Origin of the sequence: Streptomyces olivochromogenes (genome assembly GCF_021538895.1) — a bacterium.
In the GTDB taxonomy this organism is placed as follows: Bacteria; Actinomycetota; Actinomycetes; order Streptomycetales; family Streptomycetaceae; genus Streptomyces; species Streptomyces olivochromogenes_A.
On record NZ_JADDRL010000069.1, the window covers coordinates 12370 to 31428 of the forward strand.

A 19059-nucleotide genomic window follows, 5' to 3' on the forward strand; every position below is an offset into this window, starting at 1 on the left:
CGCCGCCCTGTGCGGCCTGCTGCTGTCCCTGCTCTTCGCCGTCTCCCCACCGTCCCGCGCCGCCGGAACCGGCGCCGCGGCCACCGACTACCAGGCCGAGAGCGCGACGCTCTCGCGGGGCACGGTGGCGACGAACCACACGGGTTTCACCGGTTCCGGGTTCGTCGACTACACCAACGTCGCCGGTTCGTACGTGGAGTTCACGGTGGACGCGGCCGCGTCCGGTCAAACAGCGCTCAGCTTCCGGTACGCCAACGGGACGACCGCCGACCGGCCGATGGACATCTCCGTGAACGGCAGTGTCGTCGCCTCCGGTGTGTCCTTCCCGCCCACCGCGAACTGGGACACCTGGGCGACGAAGACGGTCAACGTCACGTTGAACGCGGGCAGCGACAAGGTCCGCGCCACCGCGACCGCGGCCACCGGCGGCCCCAACCTCGACCGGCTCACCGTCGGCGGCTCGACCGGCACGGCACCCGGCATGGCGGTGGCGCCCTACGAGTACTTCGGCTGGGGCAGCCCGCCGAACCCCACCGCCGTGATGTCCGCGACCGGCGTGAAGTGGTTCACCCTCGCCTTCGTCCTCTCCGACGGCGGCTGCAACCCGGCCTGGGACGGCTCGCGCCCGCTGACCGGCGGCGACGACCAGGCGAAGATCAACTCCATTCGCTCGGCCGGCGGTGACGTGATCGTGTCCTTCGGCGGCTGGAGCGGCGCCAAGCTCGGCGAGAAGTGCTCCAGCGCGTCCGCCCTCGCCGGGGCCTACCAGAAGGTGATCAACGCCTACGGCCTGAAGGTCATCGACATCGACATCGAGAACACCGAGTGGTCGAGCGCCACGGTCCGCCAGCGCGTCGTCGACGCCCTGAAGACCGTCAAGGCCAACAACCCCGGCCTCAAGACCATCGTCACCTTCGGCACCACCACCAGCGGCCCCGACTCCACCGGCGTCGACATGATCAACCGGGCCGCGAACTCGGGCCTGGCCAACGACATCTGGTGCATCATGCCGTTCGACTTCGGCGGCGGCGCCGGCAACATGGGCACCCTGACCACGCAGGCCATGGAAGGACTCAAGGCCCGGGTCAAGTCGGCCTACGGGTACGGCGACTCCGTCACCTACGCGCACATCGGGCTGTCGTCGATGAACGGCAAGACCGACGACGCCGGCGAACTGGTCCGGCTCACCGACTTCCGGACGATGCTCGCCTACGCCCAGCAGCACCACATCGCCCGCCTGACCTACTGGTCCATCAACCGCGACCGGGCCTGCGGCTCCGGCACAGACGCCGACTCCTGCAGCGGCGTGTCGCAGCAGCCGTACGACTTCCTCAAGGTCTTCGCCCAGTACACGGGCTGAGAAGGGACACGCAGCGATCATGAGATTCCCCAGATACGGAAGCGCCCTCGCCCCCTGCGCCGCGCTGGCGCTCACGCTCCCGCTGCTCGGCCTGAACGCGGGCACGGCCTCGGCCGCGACCGACCTCCAGGCGGAGGACGCCACCCTCTCGCGGGGCACGGTGGCGACGAATCACACGGGTTTCACCGGTTCCGGGTTCGTCGACTACACCAACGTCGCCGGTTCGTACGTGGAGTTCACGGTGGACGCGGCCGCGTCCGGTCAAACAGCGCTCAGCTTCCGGTACGCCAACGGGACGACCGCCGACCGGCCGATGGACATCTCCGTGAACGGCAGTGTCGTCGCCTCCGGTGTGTCCTTCCCGCCCACCGCGAACTGGGACACCTGGGCGACGAAGACGGTCAACGTCACGTTGAACGCGGGCAGCGACAAGGTCCGCGCCACCGCGACCGCGGCCACCGGCGGCCCCAACCTCGACCGGCTCACCGTCGGCGGCTCGACCGGCACGGGCCCCGCCGTGCCCTTCGGCAGCCACCAATTCCCCTACACCGCAGGGACGTTGAGACCCAGTGGTGATCAGTCGGCCCTCGACCAGGCGGTGATCGCCAAGTACACCGCGTGGAAGTCCGCCTTCGTCAAGCAGAACTGCGGCAACGGCTGGTACGAGGTCATCTCGCCCGATGCCGACCACCCCTACGTCGCCGAAGGACAGGGCTACGGCATGGTCGTCACCGCGCTGATGGCCGGCGCCGACCCCGACGCGAAGAAGATCTTCAACGGCATGGTCACGTACATGCTGGCCCACCCGTCCGTGCACAACTCCGACCTGCTCGCCGCCGAACAGGACTCCTCCTGCCGGAGCGTGGACGGCTCGGACTCGGCGACCGACGGCGACCTCGACGTCGCGTACGGGCTGCTGCTCGCCGACAAGCAGTGGGGGAGCGCGGGCACGTACGACTACAAGAACCTCGCGGTCCGCCACATCAACGCCATCAAGGCGAACGAGGTCAACCCGAGCACGCATCTGATGAAGCTCGGCGACTGGAGCTCCTCCGGCGACCAGTACTACTACATCAGCCGGTCCTCGGACTGGATGGTCGACCACTTCCGCGCTTTCCGGCGGGCCACCGGCGACAGCGCCTGGGACACCGTCCGCACCGCGCACCAGGACCTGATCACCTCACAGCAGACCAAGTACGCCTCCGGCACCGGCCTGTTGGCGGACTTCGTGGTCAACACCAACACCACCCCGAAGCCCGCGAGCGGCCAGGTCCTGGAGAGCCCCAACGACGGCGACTACGGCTGGAACGCCTGCCGTGACCCCTGGCGCATCGGCGCCGACGCCGTCACCAGCGGCGACACCGCCTCCCTCGCCTCCGCCCGCAAGCTCACCTCCTGGATCAAGGCGAAGACCGGCGGCAACCCGAACAACATCGTCACCGGCTACCACCTGAACGGCTCGACGTTCGACAGCGGGCACGACATGGCGTTCACCGCGCCGTTCGCCGTCGCCGCGCTCACCGACCCCGGCTCCCAGGCCTGGCTCGACGCCCTGTGGACCAAGCTCACGGGCACCGCGATCAACTCCTCGCTCTACTACGGCGGCAGCGTCCAGCTCCAGTCGATGATCGTCGCCTCCGGGAACTACTGGGTCCCCTGATGTCCCCCACACCCACCCCCACACCCGCTCTGACGGAGGTTCGGATGAGCAGCAGGAAACCCTGGCCGAGAAGGCTGGCCACCGGCGCCGTCGCGCTGCTGTGCGCCGGCCTGATCCAGGCCGTGCCGCAGACCGCGACGGCGGCCCCCACCCGGTACGAGGCCGAGAGCGCCGCCTACACCACCGGCTCCACCGTGGACAGCAACTACGCCGGCTACTCCGGCACCGGCTTCGTCAACACCCCCAACACGGTGGGCAGTTACCTCGAATTCACGGTCGACGCGCCGAGCGCGGGCACCGCGAGCCTCGCCCTGCGCTACGGCAACGGCACCACCGCGGACCGCCCGGCCGACCTCGCCGTCAACGGCACCGTCGTGAAGGCCGGCTACTCCTTCCCGTCGACCACCACCTGGGACGCGTGGACCACCACGAGCACGACCGTCCCCGTCACCGCCGGAACCAACAGGATCCGGCTGACCGCGACCGCCGCCGGCGGACTCGCCAACATCGACTACGCCGAACTCGAATCCGTCACGGCCGCCACGGACTACCAGGCCGAGGACGCCACGATCGCGCAGGGCACGGTGGCCACGAACCACACCGGCTACACCGGCAGCGGCTTCGTCGACTACACCAACGTCACCGGCTCCTCCGTCGAGTTCACCGTCGGCGCGGCGAGCGCGGGCAGCGCCTCCCTCGCGCTCCGGTACGCCAACGGCACCACCGCCGACCGGCCGATGGACATCTCCGTCAACGGCACCGTCGTCGCCTCCGGCGTCTCCTTCCCGCCCACCACGAACTGGGACACCTGGGCCACGAAGACCGTGGGCGCGAACCTGACGGCGGGCAGCAACAAGATCCGCGCCACCGCCACCACCGCGGGCGGCGGCCCCAACCTCGACCGGCTGACCGTCGGCGCGGCGGCCGACACCCAGGCGCCGAGCCGCCCCGGCCGGCCCAGCTGTTCCGCGATCACCGAGAACGGCCTGACCCTCGCCTGGGGCGCCTCGACCGACAACGTCGGCGTGACGGCGTACGACCTCTACGAGCACGGCAACAAGATCGGTGAGGCGGCGGGCGACGCCACCTCCAAGGACCTCACCGGGCTGAGCCCCAACACCACCTACAACCTGACCGTCATCGCCCGCGACGCGGCCGGCAACGCCTCCCCGGCCAGCCCCGTCGTCGACTGCACCACCAAGCCCAGCACCGACACCACCCCGCCGACCACGCCGGGCACCCTCGCGGCCGCCGACGTCACGGCGAACAGCGTCGGCCTGAGCTGGGGCGCGTCCACGGACGACCGGGCAGTCACCGCGTACGACGTGCGCAGCGGCACCACCGTCTACAAGACCGTCACCAGCGGCACGTCGACCACCCTCACCGGGCTCGCCTGCGACAGCCCCTACGCGCTGACCGTCGTCGCCCGCGACGCGGCGGGCAACGTCTCCCAGCCGAGCAACACGGTGAACTTCACGACCAAGGCCTGCGCCACGGACGGCGGTGTCCCGTCCTCCATCGCCACGCTCTCCACCGGCTGGACCATCCCCTGGGGCACCTACTGGATGCCCGACGGACAGTCCGCGCTGATCACCGAGCGGGACGACTTCCGCGTCTGGAAGATCACCAAGAGCGGCACCAGGACCCAGGTCGGCACCGTGCCCAACGCCGTCACCACCAACGGCGAGGGCGGCCTGCTCGGCGTCGCCGTCGACCCCAAGTGGGACACCAACCACTACGTCTACTTCATGCACACGGCGTCCGAGGGCAACCGGGTCGTCCGCATGACCTACAACGGCACCTCGCTCACCGACTACAAGGTCCTGCTCCAGGGCATCAAGAAGAACCGCTACCACAACGGCGGCCGCCTCGCCTTCGGCCCCGACGGCTATCTGTACGTCTCCACCGGCGAGGCCCAGACGCCCGACCTGGCGCAGGACAAGAACTCCCTCAACGGCAAGATCCTGCGCATGACGACGGACGGCAAGGCGGCCCCCGGCAACCCGTTCGGCAACTACGTCTACAGCTACGGCCACCGCAATCCGCAGGGCCTCGCCTTCGACCGCGGCGGACGGCTGTGGGAGGCGGAGTTCGGCAACAGTTCCAAGGACGAGCTCAACCTCATCAAGCCCGGCGCCAACTACGGCTGGCCGACCTGCGAGGGCAACTGCAGCGTCTCCGGCATGACCAACCCCAAGGCCACCTGGAACGTCTCCGAGGCCTCACCGAGCGGCATCGCCATCGTCCGCAACGTCGTCTACATGGCGTCCCTGCGCGGCGAACGCCTGTGGCGCATCCCGATCAACGGCGACAACGAGAGCGTCGGCACACCGACCGCGTACTACGTCGGCACCTACGGCCGGCTGCGAACGGTCACCAAGGTGCCGGGCGCCGACCAGCTGTGGCTGTCGACCACCAACTGCGACAACAACGGAGGTGCGGCGGACGGATCCGACAAGATCTTCCGCGTGAGCATCGGCTGACGCGTGTCAGGCCCGGTACAGGGCCTCCACCTCGTTGGCGTAGGCGTTCTCGATCGCCTTGCGCTTCAGCTTCAGCGACGGGGTGAGCAGACCGTGTTCCTCGGTGAACGGCTGGGCCAGTATCCGGAACGTGCGAATCGACTCGGCCTGAGAGACGAGGGTGTTGGCGGCGACCACCGCGCGCCGCACCTCCGTCTCCAGGTCGGGGTCGCGCACCAGCTCGGCCGGGGACAGCTGCGGCTTGTTGCGCATCTGCAGCCAGTGCTCCACGGCCTCGGTGTCCAGCGTGACCAGGGCGGCGATGTACGGGCGGTCGTTGCCGACCACGATGCACTGGTTGACCAGCGGATGGTCGCGGACCCGCTCCTCCAGCACCCCGGGCGAGACGCTCTTGCCGCCGGAGGTCACCAGGATCTCCTTCTTGCGGCCGGTGATGGTGAGGTAGCCGTCCTCGTCGAGGTTGCCGATGTCCCCGGTGGCCAGCCAGCCGTCGTGCAGGGTCGCGTCGGTGGCCTTCTGGTTGTTGAGGTAGCCCTGGAAGATCTGGCCGCCGTGCAGCCAGATCTCCCCGTCGTCCGCGATGTGCACCGTCGTGCCCGGGACGGCCTGCCCGACCGTGCCGTAGCGGGTGCGCTCGGGCGGGTTGGCGGTGGCGGCCGCGGTCGACTCGGTGAGGCCGTAGCCCTCGTAGATCTGCACGCCGGCACCCGCGAAGAACAGGCCGAGGCGGCGGTCCATCGCCGAACCACCGGACATCGCGTTGCGGATCCGGCCGCCCATCGCCGCGCGCACCTTCGCGTAGACCAGCTTCTCGAAGAGCTGGTGCTGCATGCGCAGACCCGCCGAGGGGCCCGGCCCGGTGCCCCAGGCCTTGGCCTCCACCGCCTCCGCGTACTTCACCGCGATGTCGACGGCCTTCTCGAACGGCCCGGCCTTGCCCTCCTTCTCGGCCTTGCGGCGGGCCGAATTGAACACCTTCTCGAAGATGTACGGCACCGCGAGGATGAAGGTCGGCCGGAAGGCCGCCAGGTCGGGCAGCAGGGCGGCGGCGTTCAGCTGCGGCTGGTGCCCGAAGCGGACCCCGCCGCGGATCGCGGCCACCTCGACCATGCGGCCGAAGACGTGCGCCAGCGGCAGGAACAGCAGCGTCGACGCCTCGTCGCCCTTCTTGGAGTGGAACACCGGCTCCCAGCGGCCGATCATCGTGTCCGCCTCGAACATGAAGTTCCCGTGCGACAGGACACAGCCCTTGGGGCGGCCCGTGGTGCCCGAGGTGTAGATGATCGTGGCGATGGAGTCGGGGGTCACCGCCTGCCGGTGCCGGTGCACCATCTCGTCGTCGAGGTGCGCACCGGCGTCGTACAGCTCCTGCACCGCGCCCGAGTCCAGCTGCCACAGCTGGCGCAGCTGGGGCAGCCGGTCGATGACGGTGGCGATCGTCATCGCGTGGTCCTCGTGCTCCACGATCGCGGCTGTGCACTCGGCGTCGTACAGCATCCAGAAGCACTGCTCGGCGGACGAGGTGGGATAGACCGGCACCACCTGGGCGCCGATCGTCCACAGCGCGAAGTCGAACAGGGTCCACTCGTAGCGGGTACGGGACATGATGGCGACCCGGTCGCCGAAGCGGACACCGCGCGCCAGCAGGCCCTTGGCCAGGGCGAGGACCTCGTCCCGGAACTCGGCGGAGGTCACGTCGCGCCACTCGCCGAACTCGTCCTTACGGCCCAGTGCGACGTGGAGGGGGTCCTTCAGGGCATGGTCGAACACGACGTCGGCCAGGCCGCCCACCGGCGGCGCCGACGCCAACGGAGGGTTGGTGAACTCGCGCAAACCCCGCTCCCGCTCGTCGCTCCTCAGTGGCGCCCCCGGTCAGCGCCGTGAAAGCTACCCCACCGGAGGTCAGTACGGGAGGGGGTGCGAAAACGAGCAATACTCACGTATGGTCCGGCCGTCGCCTGGAAAATGCGCTCACATGCGGAAGGGTCGGACAGAATGCTTACGGTTCAGTAAGTTTCGCGGCCGTAATCTCCACTGAATCTGTACGACCCGATTACCCCGGTACGAGGCCGCCCGCCGGCGGATTCCACCCGGTCAGCCGCCGTGCGCGGGCGCCTTCCTCGGCACGGCTGCCCGCTATCCGCCGCGCCGCCCCAGCCGCTCCCCGCCGGCCAGGATCGCCGCTGCCAGGGCGTCGGCCGGTGCCTGGGGCGAGGCCCGGCGCGGTCCGTGCACCAGCACGAAGTCGACCGTGCCCAGCTCCGGCAGCCCCGCCCGCTCCGGCACCCGGAACAGCCCGGGCGGGATCAGCTTGCGGGAGTGCGCCATCACGCCCAGTCCGGCCCGGGCCGCCGCGATCAGGCCGTTGAGGCTGCCGCTCGTGCACACGACGCGCCACTGCCGGCCCTGCCGCTCCAGCGCCTCCAGGGCCAGGGCGCGGGTGATGCCCGGCGGCGGGTAGACGATCAGCGGCACGGGACGGTCGGGGTCCAGCCGGAGCCGCTCCGCGCCGATCCACACCAGCTCGTCGTGCCAGACCGGCTCGCCGAGCGGATCCTCCGGGCGCCGCTTGGCCAGCACCAGGTCCAGCTTCCCGGCCGCCAGCTGCGCGTGCAGGGTGCCGGACAGCTCGACGGTCAGCTCCAGGTCGACCTCGGGGTGGTCGTACCGGAAGCCCTCCAGGATCTCCGGCAGCCGGGTCAGCACGAAGTCCTCCGACGCCCCGAAGCGCAGCCGGCCGCGCACCCGGGTGCCCGTGAAGAACGCCGACGCCTGCTCGTGCACCTCCAGGATCCGGCGCGCGAAACCGAGCATCGCCTCGCCGTCCTCGGTCAGCTCCACCGAGTGGGTGTCGCGGGAGAACAGCTGACGCCCGGTCGCGTCCTCCAGGCGGCGCACGTGCTGGCTGACGGTGGACTGGCGCAGGCCGAGCCGCCGGGCCGCCTGCGTGAAGCTCAGCGTCTGGGCGACGGCCAGGAACGTCCGCAGGTGAGAGGGGTCGTACACACCGCCAGGTTATCGCGCAACGCGATGACAGTCAGAGTGGTGTGCGGGATTCCCGATCGGCAGGGTGAGGAGGACGATGGAGGAGGGCCCCGCGGCCCCGCACCCTCACCTGACGTACAGCAAGTGGAGCACCGTGAAACGCCTGCGCCGGCCGAGTCGGATGCCGATCGACCCGTACATCCTGCTGCTGCTCGGGACCGTGGGCCTCGCGGCGCTCTTCCCGGCCCGGGGCACCGCGGCCGACGTGGCCTCCGGCGCCTCCACGGCCGCGATCGCGTTCCTCTTCTTCCTCTACGGCGTCCGTCTGTCCACCCGGGAGGCGCTGGACGGACTGCGCCACTGGCGGCTCCACGTCACCGTTCTGGCCTGCACCTTCGTCGTCTTCCCGGTGCTCGGTCTGGCCGCCCGCGGGCTGGTGCCCGTCCTGCTGACCCACCCGCTCTACCAGGGGCTGCTGTTCCTCACCCTGGTGCCGTCGACGATCCAGTCGTCGATCGCGTTCACCTCGATCGCCCGCGGCAACGTGCCCGCCGCGATCTGTGCCGGCTCCTTCTCCTCGCTCGTCGGCATCGTCCTCACCCCGCTGCTCGCGGCCGTGCTGCTCGGCGGCAACGGGGCCGGCTTCTCCACCGACTCGCTGGTCAAGATCGTGCTGCAGCTGCTGGTGCCGTTCCTCGCCGGACAGCTGCTGCGCCCCTGGATCGGCGGCTTCGTCACCCGGCACAAGAAGGTCCTCGGCCTCGTCGACCGCGCCTCGATCCTGCTCGTCGTCTACACCGCCTTCAGCGAGGGCATGGTCCAGGGCATCTGGCACCAGGTCAGTCCCGCCCGGCTGGCCGGACTGCTCGCCGTCGAGGCCGCGGTGCTGGCCGTGATGCTCGTGCTGACCTGGTACGGCGCCAAGGCGCTGCGCTTCGGCCGGGAGGACCGGATCGCCATCCAGTTCGCCGGCTCGAAGAAGTCCCTGGCCTCCGGGCTGCCGATGGCGAGCGTCCTGTTCGGCGCGCACGCCTCCCTGGCCGTGCTGCCGCTGATGCTCTTCCACCAGATGCAGCTGATGGTGTGCGCGGTCATCGCCAAGCGCCGGGCCCGCGACCCGCGGGAGGTCACTCCGCCGGCCGCGCCGGACGCAGGGTCACGAACCGCGGTCGGTAGCGGTCCACGTTCCCGCTGAGCCCCGCCGAGGCGGTCGTCGTCTCCAGCCAGTTCACGTCGTAGCTGAGCACCAGCCGTCCCCCGGCCGTGCCCAGTGCGGGATGCGCCTGCGGGTTGTACGCGGCCACCTGGCCGCCCGGCAGCGGCGGCGCGAAGCCCCGGCCCGGGCCGTGCCAGGGTCCGGTGGGGGAGCAGGCCCAGTACGAGGTGATCGTGGTCAGGCCCCGGGCGCCGGGCGCCATCGTGAACAGGACGTACGTCCGCCCGTCCCGGACCACCGAGAACGCGCTGCCCACCCCGGTGCGCCGCCCGCCCCCCAGCACCGGCCGCGCCCGGGCGGCGGCCGCCCACCCCGAGCCGTCCCAGTACCGCCAGGCCGCCGGCTCGGCCAGCCGGCCCTCGGGCACCCGCGCGAGGTACGCCGACGCGGTCCGGCCCGCGGTCGCCTGCCCGTCGTCGCCGCCGAAGACGTACGTCCAGCCGCCCCGCGCGAGAAGCGTCGTGCCGAACAGGACGCGCCGCGTCGGGTCCGGGACGGGCTGCTGGTCGAGGACCCGCACCACCGACTCGACGCGCAGGTCGGGCAGCGACAGCGTGGCGACCTCGGTGGCGGCGGGCACGCCGTAGATCCACGGGTACGGGCCCGCGGTCCGCACCCACAGCAGCACCCGGAGGACCCGCTCGGCGGAGCCGGGGGAGCGGGGCTCGACACGGGCGGCGACCGGCCAGCGCCACTGCTGCGGGGCCGGGTCGGGAAAGAGCGGGGCGGGCAGGGTGGCCGCGAGGCGGCCCCGGTCCATCACGACCGCGGAGTTGCGCACCAGCGGGGCCGAGCCGTCGCGCCAGGGGTGCGGCTCGCCCGAGGGGCCGGGCGGGCCGTGCACCTGGCCCAGGTAGGTGTCGGAGAACAGCCACAGCAGCCGGCCGTCGGGCAGCCGCACCGAGTGGGTGCCGTCGCCGCCGGTCCAGTCGTCGGCGCGGGCCGGGTCGTCGCCGTAGCGGGCGAACTCGCCGGTGAGGGCGCCGTCGTACGCCCAGGAGGCGATGGTGCGGGGCGGGCAGGCGGCGCCGCCCTCCCGGTGCTGGTCCGCCGGGAGGGCGCTGAGCAGGACGGCCGCGAGGACCAGGGTCAGCAGCAGGCCGACCCCGGTCGCCGTCCGCCGGCGTGCTCGGGCGTCGTCGGGCACGCCCAGGACCCTAGGGCCTGTCCGGCGGATCGTGCCGGAGACGCGGGGGCGGGCACGCCCTCCCCCAAGCTCTGCGAGCAGGGGGACCCCCAGGCGTTGTCGTCGGTTGCCGACTCCCCCAAGTTCTCGACTTCGCTCGAACAGGGGGACCCCCATCGCGTCGCCGCCCTCCTCCGCCTTGCAGCTGCACGCACCAGCCCCCGCTCACCTGCGCCGCATCGGCACCGTCGATCAACTCCGACCTGATCGGCCGGACAGGCCCTGGTGGCCGCCGCTCACCCGGTCCATGGGCAGCCACAGCACGGTGTCCCCGGTCTTCGCGGTCGACCGGAACGTCTTCGGGTCGGCCAGTTCGGCGTCGGTCAGCGCGCGGTCCCAGACGCGGACGTCGTCGACGGCGCCGGTGAAGAAGGCCCGGCTGTCCATGCGCTGGCCGATATGGACTCCGAAGGGGGAGTTGCGGCTGACGGATCCGGCCACGTCGGCGGCGGCGAACGGGGTGCCGTCGACGGCGAGCCGGAACTGTCCGCCGCCGCGCCGCACGACCGCGTGGTGCCACTGGCCGTCGTTGTAGGCGCCGGTGGTGGTGAAGACCGACGCCGTGCGGACGGTCGAGCGGCCGTCGCGCACGGTCATCAGGGCCCGCACCCGGTTGCCGTCGGGTTCGCCGCGCAGCCACACCTGCGGCTGGGTGGAGCCGATGCCGCCCATCCACAGCAGCGGCTGCTCCCCGCTCGTCGCGGAGTACCGGAACCACACGGACGCCGTGAAGTCCTTCGTGCCGAGCGGGAGCCGGTCGCTGTACGGCAGGCGCACCGCGTCGTCGGCCCCGTCGAACTCCAGGGCGCCCCCGAACACGCCGTCCGTCTCCTCGGCGCCGCCGAGCACGGCCGCGCGCGGGGCGTGCGGGGCGAGGTCGCGGGTGGTGGGGTCGGGGCCCCGGCGCGGCTGGAGCCAGTCCTCGGTGAAGCGGGCGAAGCGGATCTCGTCGCGCGCGTCGACCGCGCCGCCCTCGTACATCAGCCCCACGGTGTCGTGGTCGACGCGCACCATGTCGGAGTAGCCGGACCAGTCGGTCGTGACGACCGTGCCCCGGTCCACGCTGTCCCAGGTGCGTCCGCCGTCGTAGGAGGAGCGGACCATCATCGTCCGGCGGCGGTCGGGGTCGGCGGGGCAGGACAGCAGGATCCGGTTGCCCAGGCGCAGCGACGAGCCCTGGACCTGCGGGGTGTACAGGTCGGGGAGGTCCCGGAAGGGGGTGGCGAAGCTGTCGCCGCCGTCGCGGCTGACCGTCTGGGTGCGGTGGCCGAGGTCGGTGCCGTCCTGCTCCCGGCCGCTGACCAGGATCGACCCGTCGGCGCGCTCGGTGAGGGTCAGCTCGGACGGCTTCTGCCGGAAGGTGCCGTCGTCCGCGATCGGCCAGTTGTCGGTGGCCCCGATCCGCCAGTGGTCGCCGCCGTCGTCGCTGACGATGAGCGCCGCGTGGTTGGCGGAGATCCGAGTGCCGTCCCAGGTCTCGGTGTTGACGCCGAAGACCAGCCGGCCGGCGTCCTTGCCGCGGGTGAGCTGAAGGCCGTGCACGGGGCCGGTCGCGTACCAGGAGTTCCAGTTCGCGGGCAGGATCTCCGGGCTCAGATCGCGCGGCTGGGACCAGGTCAGGCCGTCGTCGTCGCTGTACTGCAGATGCGGGGTGCGGTCGCAGGGGACCGAGCAGCTCGCGCCGTCCGTACGGCCCGTGTTGTACGTCTCCGCGAGCAGGATCCGGCCGGTCTCGCGGTCCACGATCGGCGCGGGGTTGCCGTGGGTGTCGCCCGCGCCCTCGTTGACCACGCTCAGCGGGCTCCAGGTGCGGCCGTCGTCGGTGGAGCGCTTCACCACGATGTCGATGTCGGCCGCGTCACCGCAGTTGAGGACCCGGCCCTCGGCGAACGCCAGGAGCGTACCGTCGACGGTCTTCACGATCGCGGGGATGCGGAAGCAGGCGTAGCCCGGGTCCTGGGAAGCCTTGAAGAGGATCTGCTGCTCGAAACCGGGGGTGTCGGCGGCGATGGCGGGGGTGCCCGGGGTGTCGCCGGTGGCGGAGGTGCCGGTGGCCGGCTGGGCGTGCGCCGGGTGCGGCAGGACAAGCAGAGCGGCCGCCGTGAACACGGCGGCCAGCGTGGTTCTCAGTCGTGCGCGGACTCTTGACGGCATGGTGCGACCTGCCCTTCATGCGTCCTGACATCTGGACATCCCATGTCCAACGTGCGCTTCTCAGACGTTAGTTGGGCCCCGGTCGGCTCACAAGAAGCGTGCAGCCACTTCAGGTCTTCCGCGCCGTCAGGGGCGCAGCACCACCTTGCCGAGGTTGCTCCGCGACGCGATCGCCTCGTGCGCCGCGGCCGCGTCCGCCAGCGCGAACTCGCCGTGCACGGCGGGCCTCAGCCGCCCGTCGGCGAACAGCCGCCACAGCTCGCGGCGCCACCGCTCGTACAGCTCGGGCCGCTCCTGGGCGACGAGCCTCATCTGGAACCCGATGACCGACTTGGCGCCGACCAGCAGGTCGTACGCCTGGATCGTGCCGCCGCCCGAGCTGTAGGCCACCAGCCGGCCGCCGGGGGCCAGGGCGGCGACGGCCGGGGTGAGCAGGTGGCCGCCGACCGCGTCCAGGGCGTAGTCGGCGGGAGGTCCCCAGCCGTCGTCGCCGTACAGGACGACGTCGTCGGCGCCCAGCGAGCGGACGAAGTCCGCCTTGGCCGGGTCGGAGACGGCGCCGACCACCCGCCCCGCGCCGCGCACCCGCGCCAGTTGCACGGCGAGGTGTCCGACCCCGCTCGCCGCGGCCGTGACCAGGGCCGCCTCGCCGGGTTCGGGTCGCGCCGCCGTCAGCGCGCCGAGCGCGACCAGCCCGCTGCGGACCAGGGCGACCGCGTCGACCGCGCGGGCGCCGTCGGGTATCGGCGAGGTCATGTCCTCCCGCAGCAGCGCGAAATCGGCGTACCCGTGCCCGAAGCACAGCCCCGTCACCCGGTCGCCGGTGCGGAACCGGGTGACGCCCGGCCCCAGGGCGACCACGTCCCCGGCGAGCTCGCCGCCGAGCGGAACGGGCTCGGCGGCCTCGGTGACCTTGCGGACGATGGGAAGGGTGACGCCGACGGCCTCGCAGCGCACGAGGAGCTCGCCGGGGCCGGGCCGGGGGACGGGGACCTCCTCCAGGAACAGCGGGCCGCCGGTGGGCTCGTACCGGACGCGACGCATCGCACCTCCGAAAGTCGTTGGGAACCCCAACGGTATTCGGAGGTCGTTGGGAAGTCCAACGACTTCTTCGCTAGGCTGCCGCCATGGCCGAACCACCCCTCCTCGCGATCCGCTCCTTGCCCAGCTGGCTCCTCGGCCGCGCCGCGGCACGCGGCCGCGCCCTGGTGGCCGAGGCGCTCGCCGCCGAGGACCTGAGGATGTGGCACCACGTGGTGCTCTCCGCCGTCCGCGACCTCGCCCCCGTCGCCCAGGCGGACCTCGGCCGCGGCATCGGCCTCGACCCCAAGGACCTGGTCGGCATCCTCAACGACCTTCAGGCGGCCGGCCTCGTGCGCCGCGAGCCGGACCCCGGGGACCGCCGCAAGAACGCGGTCTCGCTCACCCCGGAGGGCGAGCGGCTCCTGACGCGCTGCGAGAGGGCCGCCCGCGCGGCCAACGACACACTGCTCGCCCCGCTGTCGGCGGCCGAACGCGACCAGTTCATGGACCTGTTGATCCGGATTTCCGGTACGGACGGCTGACGAAGGCTAACGTTCCGTCATGACCGCAGCTCTCACACTCGATCCGGCGCGCACGGCCCTCGTCCTCGTCGACCTGATGGACCGCATCGTCGCGCTGCCCCTGGAGCCCCGCAAGGGCACCGAAGTCCTGGTCACCGCCGAGGGGTTGGCGGCCTCCTTCCGTTCGGCCGGGGCACCCGTCGCGCTGATCCGCGTCGAACGGCCCGGCGTGGCCGAGCAGCCGCCCGGCAGCGGACTGGTGGCCGGGCTGCTCCGCGCGGGGGACATCGAGATCGTGAAGCGCACGCTGGGCGGCTTCCAGGGCACGGACCTCGACGCCCGGCTGCGCCAACGCGGCATCACCACGCTGGTGTTCGCGGGCATCTCCACGAACCTGGGCGTCGAATCCACCGCCCGCGCCGCCCACGACCTCGGCTACGACCTCGTCTTCGTCGAGAACGCGATGGCCGCCCTCACGGCGGACGAGCACGCCGCGTCCGTGCGCTACGACTTCCCGCGGCTGGGCGCGGTCGTCCCCGCCTCCGGGGTGCGCCTCTCGGCCGGCTGACCGGTCAGACCAGCACCCCGCCGCCGTCCACGACCACCACCGAACCGGTGCTGTACCCGCCGCGCATCAGATACAGGTACGCCTCCGCCACGTCCTCGGGCTCGCCCACCCGCCCGACGGGCAGCGAGGCGGCCAAGGAGGCGAACAGCCCGCCGCGGGCCTCCTCCGGCAACTCCCGCCACAGCTCCGTGCGGACCACGCCGGGGGAGACCACGTTCACCCGCAGCGGAGCCAGCTCCAGGGCCAGCGCCCGGGTCAGCGACTCCATCGCGCCGCACAGACTCGCCGCGACCGCCGTCCCCGGCAACGGCCGGCGCCCCGCGGTCCCGGTGGTCAGCACCACCGAACCGCCCGCGCGGATCGCGGGCGCGCCGTACCGGACCGCTGTGCAGGCGCCCCACAGCCGCGTGTCCAGGAAGCGCCGGGCGCGCGCCAGGTCCGACTCGGCGAGGCTCTCCATCAGCAGTGACTCACCGGCCGTGTAGACCAGGTGGTCGAAGGCGCCGATCCGCCCGAAGAAGGCCCGTACCGCCTCCTCGTCGGTGGCGTCGAGGACATGTCCCTCGGCGCCCCGCGGCAGCCGGCGCAGCGCCGCGTCCACGCTCTCCCGCCGACGGGAGGCGACCACCACCTCCGCGTCCTCGCCCGCGGCCGCCCCCGCGACCGCGAGCCCGATGCCCGACGTACCACCGATCACCACGATCCGCTGTTCCCGCAGGCTCATGCCGATCCTCCTCACAGGCTTGTGCACCGCTTCTTTCTTGCTCGGGATCCAGCCTGCGACCGCCGCCACCTCGCCGTCCAAGACCTCTTCCGGCGGCGGCGATACCCTGAAGGCATCGCCACCGGACGACGGAAGGGGCGGCCATGGACCTCGACCTGCGCAAGGTCCGCTACTTCACGGCCGTGGCCGAGCGGCTGCACTTCGGGCGGGCGGCCGAGAGCCTGCACATCGCCCAGCCGGTGCTCAGCCGTCAGATCCGGGCCCTGGAGAAGGACCTGGACGCCACCCTCTTCGAACGCGACAGCCACGGGGTGACACTGACGGCGGCGGGACGGCAACTCCTCGACGACGCACGCCCGTTGCTTGCCAACGCCGACGCCACCCGGCGACGGGTGCTCAGGGCCGCGCGCGGGCCCCGTCGCCTGGTCGTCGGCTTCCGGGCGGGCGTCGTGGTCACCCGCGCCGTGCGCGCCTTCGGCGCCGCGCACCCCGACGTCGAGGTCAAGGCCCGACGCGTCGAATGGGACGACCAGGAGCAGCTCGTCCTGGACGGCACCGTCGACCTCGCCTACGTCCGCCGCCCCCTGCGCGAGCAGGGCCTGACCGTCGTCCCGCTGTTCAGCGAGGCGCGGGTGGCGATGCTGCCCGCCGAGCACCGGCTCGCCGGCAAGCAGGAGCTCGCCCTGGCCGACCTGGCGGACGAGCGGTGGCTGCGCTACACCGATCCGCGCCCCGACGACCTGCCGATCCGCACCATCGAGGAGAAGTTCGAGTGCGTGGCGGCGGGCACCGGCATCACCCTCGTACCGACGTCGGTCGCCGAGCAGTACTCCCGCCCGGACATCACCTACGTGCCCGTGCGTGACGCCGAGCCGGACCAGGTCCTGCTCGTCTGGGAGAAAGGGCGGCGCTCACCCCTGATCGACGCGTTCGCGCGGATCGCGCAGGAGCGGGACTGAGCCGGGGCCCCGGCCGGCCAGGAGAGGGTCAGCCCTGGGCGGCCGTGGTCCGCACGGCGATGCGGTCCTCGCCCGCGTACACGTTCATGGAGCTGCCCCGCAGGAAGCCCACCAGCGTCAGCCCGGTCTCGGCGGCCAGGTCAACCGCCAGCGACGACGGCGCCGAGACCGCCGCCAGCACCGGGATGCCCGCCATCACGGCCTTCTGGGCGAGCTCGAAGGAGGCACGGCCCGAGACCAGCAGGATCGAGCGGGACAGCGGCAGCTCGCCGTTCTGCAGGGCGCGGCCGACCAGCTTGTCGACGGCGTTGTGCCGGCCCACGTCCTCGCGCACGTCGAGCAGCCGGCCGTCCTCACTGAACAGCGCGGCCGCGTGCAGGCCGCCGGTCCGGTCGAACACCCGCTGGGCCGCCCGCAGCCGGTCGGGGAGGCTCGCCAGCAGCTCCGGTTCGATCCGCAGCGGGGGAGTGTCGGCTATCGGCCACCGCGCGGTCGTGCGGACCGCGTCGAGACTGGCCTTGCCGCACAGCCCGCAGGACGAGGTGGTGTAGACGTTCCGCTCCAGCGTGATGTCGGGGAGGACGACGTCCGGCGCGGTCCGCACGTCCACCACGTTGTAGGTGTTCGAGCCGTCCACGGTCGCCCCGGCGCAGTAGACGATGTTCAGCAGGTCCGACGCGGCCGCCAGCACGCCCTCGCTCACCAGGAACCCGGCGGCGAGCGCGAAGTCGTCGCCGGGCGTCCGCATGGTGATGGCGAGGGGCTTGCCGTTGAGCCGGATCTCCAGGGGCTCCTCGGCGACGAGCGTGTCCGGCCGGGTGGAGACCGCCCCGTCGCGGATACGGATCACTTTGCGTCGTTCCGTGACTCGTCCCATGTCCTGATCAGCCCCGATTCTGTACGTGCTGGTAGCCGAAACGGCCCTTGATGCGGAGATTGCCGTGGGCCACCGGGTTGTCGTGCGCGGAGGTGACCTTCACGGTCTCATTGTCCTGCACGTGGGGTGTGAGGTTGCAGCCAAGTCCGCGGCTCCGGAGCGACAGCCCGGTCACACAGCTGCTCACGCGGTGTCCGCGGGTCTGGTGGAGGCCGACAACGCGGGCGCCCGTTTCCTGTGGCTTCACCTGCCGTCGTACCGGCGAGTCACTGACCAGACTGGTTGATCCCGCTGATCGCAGGCTACGAGGGGATCCCAGATGAACGGCTCGCGCATCGCCGCCGTCGGCCATTACCAGCCCGCCAGGGTGCTCACCAACGAGGACCTGGCGGGCATGGTCGACACCAGTGACGAGTGGATCCGCAGCCGGGTGGGCATCCGGACCCGGCACATCGCCGGCCCCGACGAGCCCGTCGACGAGCTCGCCGCGCACGCCGCCGCCAAGGCCCTCGCCGCGGCGGGTCTGACACCCGCCGACATCGACCTGGTCCTGGTCGCCACCTCGACGGCGATCGACCGCTCCCCGAACACCGCCGCCCGTGTCGCGGCCCGGCTCGGCGTTCCGCAGCCCGCCGCCATGGACATCAACGTGGTCTGCGCCGGGTTCACCCACGCGCTGGCCACCGCCGACCACACGGTCCGCGCGGGGGCGGCGACCCGTGCGCTGATCATCGGCGCCGACAAGATGTCCGACGTGACCGACTGGAGCGACCGGACGACCTGCGTCCTCGTCGGCGACGGCGCGGGGGCCGCCGTCGTCGAGGCCTGCGCGCCCGGCGAGCGGCCCGGGATCGGGCCCGTGCTGTGGGGGTCGGTGCCTGAGATGGGCCACGCCGTGCGGATCGAGGGCACGCCTCCGCGGTTCGCCCAGGAGGGGCAGAGCGTCTACCGCTGGGCCACCACCCGGCTGCCGTCCATCGCCCGCAGCGCCTGCGAGAAGGCCGGGATCGCCCCCGAGGACCTCGCCGCGGTCGTGCTCCACCAGGCCAACCTGCGCATCATCGAACCCCTCGCGCAGAAGCTCGGCGCCGTCAACGCCGTGGTCGCCCGCGATGTCACCGAATCGGGCAACACCTCCGCCGCCAGCATCCCCCTCGCGCTGTCCAAGCTCGTCGAGCGGGGCGAGATCACCGCCGGCGACCCGGTGCTGCTGTTCGGCTTCGGCGGCAACCTGTCGTACGCCGGGCAGGTCGTACGGTGCCCGTGACGAGCCGCCCGGATCCCCATGCGCCGTAGACTGTAGACGGAAGACAATCGACACCGGCGCTGCGGGGCTGCCCGTG

General features: G+C 72.0%; 15 protein-coding genes and 1 pseudogene. 8 read left to right on the top strand and 8 right to left on the bottom strand.

Features of this window, described 5'->3' with window-relative positions:
* The first annotated feature begins 28 nt into the window (after positions 1-28).
* The 3 genes from IPZ69_RS29735 to IPZ69_RS29745 are packed head-to-tail and all read left to right on the top strand — an operon-like array spanning position 29 to position 5503.
* Entirely contained in the window at positions 29-1360 is a 1332-nt protein-coding gene (locus tag IPZ69_RS29735; protein ID WP_445330180.1) for a carbohydrate-binding protein, read from the top strand.
* 19 nt (positions 1361-1379) lie between these two features.
* Entirely contained in the window at positions 1380-3020 is a 1641-nt protein-coding gene (locus tag IPZ69_RS29740) for a glycosyl hydrolase family 8 (RefSeq protein ID WP_235457711.1), read from the top strand.
* A gap of 44 nt (positions 3021-3064) precedes the next feature.
* Positions 3065-5503, top strand: a complete 2439-nt coding sequence (locus IPZ69_RS29745; RefSeq protein WP_235457712.1) for a PQQ-dependent sugar dehydrogenase — start codon at positions 3065-3067, stop codon at positions 5501-5503.
* Positions 5504-5509: 6 nt separating this feature from the next.
* On the opposite strand, the gene IPZ69_RS29750 is transcribed toward IPZ69_RS29745, so the two are convergent.
* Complete coding sequence (locus IPZ69_RS29750; protein WP_235457713.1) at positions 5510-7336, bottom strand: AMP-dependent synthetase/ligase; 1827 nt, start codon at positions 7334-7336, stop codon at positions 5510-5512.
* A gap of 303 nt (positions 7337-7639) precedes the next feature.
* On the bottom strand, positions 7640-8509 hold the full coding sequence (locus IPZ69_RS29755) for a LysR substrate-binding domain-containing protein (RefSeq protein WP_235457714.1): 870 nt from the start codon (positions 8507-8509) through the stop codon (positions 7640-7642).
* A 160-nt stretch (positions 8510-8669) separates the two neighbouring features.
* On the opposite strand from IPZ69_RS29755, the gene IPZ69_RS29760 reads away from it, so the two are divergent.
* Positions 8670-9683 (top strand): bile acid:sodium symporter family protein, encoded by a 1014-nt coding sequence (locus tag IPZ69_RS29760; RefSeq protein ID WP_235457746.1) that lies wholly within the window; start codon positions 8670-8672, stop codon positions 9681-9683.
* On the opposite strand, the gene IPZ69_RS29765 is transcribed toward IPZ69_RS29760, so the two are convergent.
* The 3 genes from IPZ69_RS29765 to IPZ69_RS29775 all read right to left on the bottom strand — a co-directional run bounded on the left by IPZ69_RS29765 (position 9616) and on the right by IPZ69_RS29775 (position 14088).
* Positions 9616-10851: a DUF4185 domain-containing protein gene (locus IPZ69_RS29765; protein WP_235457715.1), complete on the bottom strand. Its 1236-nt coding sequence runs from the start codon at positions 10849-10851 to the stop codon at positions 9616-9618. The genes IPZ69_RS29760 and IPZ69_RS29765 overlap by 68 nt on opposite strands.
* 231 nt (positions 10852-11082) lie before the next feature.
* The gene (locus IPZ69_RS29770) at positions 11083-13044 is read right to left on the bottom strand and encodes a sialidase family protein (RefSeq protein WP_235457716.1); all 1962 of its coding nucleotides are present in this window, start codon (positions 13042-13044) and stop codon (positions 11083-11085) included.
* A 126-nt stretch (positions 13045-13170) separates the two neighbouring features.
* Complete coding sequence (locus IPZ69_RS29775) at positions 13171-14088, bottom strand: quinone oxidoreductase family protein (protein WP_235457717.1); 918 nt, start codon at positions 14086-14088, stop codon at positions 13171-13173.
* An 83-nt stretch (positions 14089-14171) separates the two neighbouring features.
* Here IPZ69_RS29775 and IPZ69_RS29780 point away from each other — a divergent pair, with 83 nt between their 5' ends.
* Positions 14172-14609, top strand: a complete 438-nt coding sequence (locus IPZ69_RS29780) for a MarR family winged helix-turn-helix transcriptional regulator (protein ID WP_235457718.1) — start codon at positions 14172-14174, stop codon at positions 14607-14609.
* Positions 14610-14628: 19 nt separating this feature from the next.
* A complete protein-coding gene (locus IPZ69_RS29785) occupies positions 14629-15156 on the top strand; it encodes an isochorismatase family protein (protein ID WP_235457719.1) in 528 nt (175 codons plus the stop codon).
* 4 nt (positions 15157-15160) lie between these two features.
* On the opposite strand, the gene IPZ69_RS29790 is transcribed toward IPZ69_RS29785, so the two are convergent.
* Positions 15161-15880 carry an SDR family oxidoreductase gene (locus tag IPZ69_RS29790; protein ID WP_235457720.1) on the bottom strand — a complete coding sequence of 240 codons (720 nt, stop codon included), beginning with the start codon at positions 15878-15880 and terminating at the stop codon, positions 15161-15163.
* Positions 15881-16023: 143 nt separating this feature from the next.
* On the opposite strand from IPZ69_RS29790, the gene IPZ69_RS29795 reads away from it, so the two are divergent.
* The gene (locus IPZ69_RS29795; RefSeq protein ID WP_235457721.1) at positions 16024-16839 is read left to right on the top strand and encodes a LysR family transcriptional regulator; all 816 of its coding nucleotides are present in this window, start codon (positions 16024-16026) and stop codon (positions 16837-16839) included.
* 28 nt (positions 16840-16867) lie between these two features.
* Here the strand turns inward: IPZ69_RS29795 and fdhD are convergent, their stop codons facing one another.
* Together fdhD and IPZ69_RS29805 are read right to left on the bottom strand one after the other, a co-directional pair.
* Positions 16868-17716 (bottom strand): formate dehydrogenase accessory sulfurtransferase FdhD, encoded by an 849-nt coding sequence (gene fdhD / locus IPZ69_RS29800; protein WP_235457722.1) that lies wholly within the window; start codon positions 17714-17716, stop codon positions 16868-16870.
* A 7-nt stretch (positions 17717-17723) separates the two neighbouring features.
* Positions 17724-17864: pseudogene (locus IPZ69_RS29805) on the bottom strand (2Fe-2S iron-sulfur cluster-binding protein); the annotation flags it as partial.
* Positions 17865-18035: 171 nt separating this feature from the next.
* On the opposite strand from IPZ69_RS29805, the gene IPZ69_RS29810 reads away from it, so the two are divergent.
* The gene (locus IPZ69_RS29810) at positions 18036-18983 is read left to right on the top strand and encodes a beta-ketoacyl-ACP synthase III (protein WP_235457723.1); all 948 of its coding nucleotides are present in this window, start codon (positions 18036-18038) and stop codon (positions 18981-18983) included.
* Positions 18984-19059: the final 76 nt, after the last annotated feature.

Bases quoted from the DNA above. Each gene is read 5' to 3' on its own strand.
- fdhD (WP_235457722.1), bottom strand. From the start codon at position 17,716: ATGGGACGAGTCACGGAACGACGCAAAGTGATCCGTATCCGCGACGGG.
- IPZ69_RS29780 (WP_235457718.1), top strand. From the start codon at position 14,172: ATGGCCGAACCACCCCTCCTCGCGATCCGCTCCTTGCCCAGCTGGCTC.
- IPZ69_RS29810 (WP_235457723.1), top strand. From the start codon at position 18,036: ATGAACGGCTCGCGCATCGCCGCCGTCGGCCATTACCAGCCCGCCAGG.
- IPZ69_RS29785 (WP_235457719.1), top strand. From the start codon at position 14,629: ATGACCGCAGCTCTCACACTCGATCCGGCGCGCACGGCCCTCGTCCTC.
- IPZ69_RS29770 (WP_235457716.1), bottom strand. From the start codon at position 13,044: ATGCCGTCAAGAGTCCGCGCACGACTGAGAACCACGCTGGCCGCCGTG.
- IPZ69_RS29760 (WP_235457746.1), top strand. From the start codon at position 8,670: ATGCCGATCGACCCGTACATCCTGCTGCTGCTCGGGACCGTGGGCCTC.
- IPZ69_RS29740 (WP_235457711.1), top strand. From the start codon at position 1,380: ATGAGATTCCCCAGATACGGAAGCGCCCTCGCCCCCTGCGCCGCGCTG.
- IPZ69_RS29745 (WP_235457712.1), top strand. From the start codon at position 3,065: ATGAGCAGCAGGAAACCCTGGCCGAGAAGGCTGGCCACCGGCGCCGTC.
- IPZ69_RS29795 (WP_235457721.1), top strand. From the start codon at position 16,024: ATGGACCTCGACCTGCGCAAGGTCCGCTACTTCACGGCCGTGGCCGAG.
- IPZ69_RS29790 (WP_235457720.1), bottom strand. From the start codon at position 15,880: ATGAGCCTGCGGGAACAGCGGATCGTGGTGATCGGTGGTACGTCGGGC.
- IPZ69_RS29775 (WP_235457717.1), bottom strand. From the start codon at position 14,088: ATGCGTCGCGTCCGGTACGAGCCCACCGGCGGCCCGCTGTTCCTGGAG.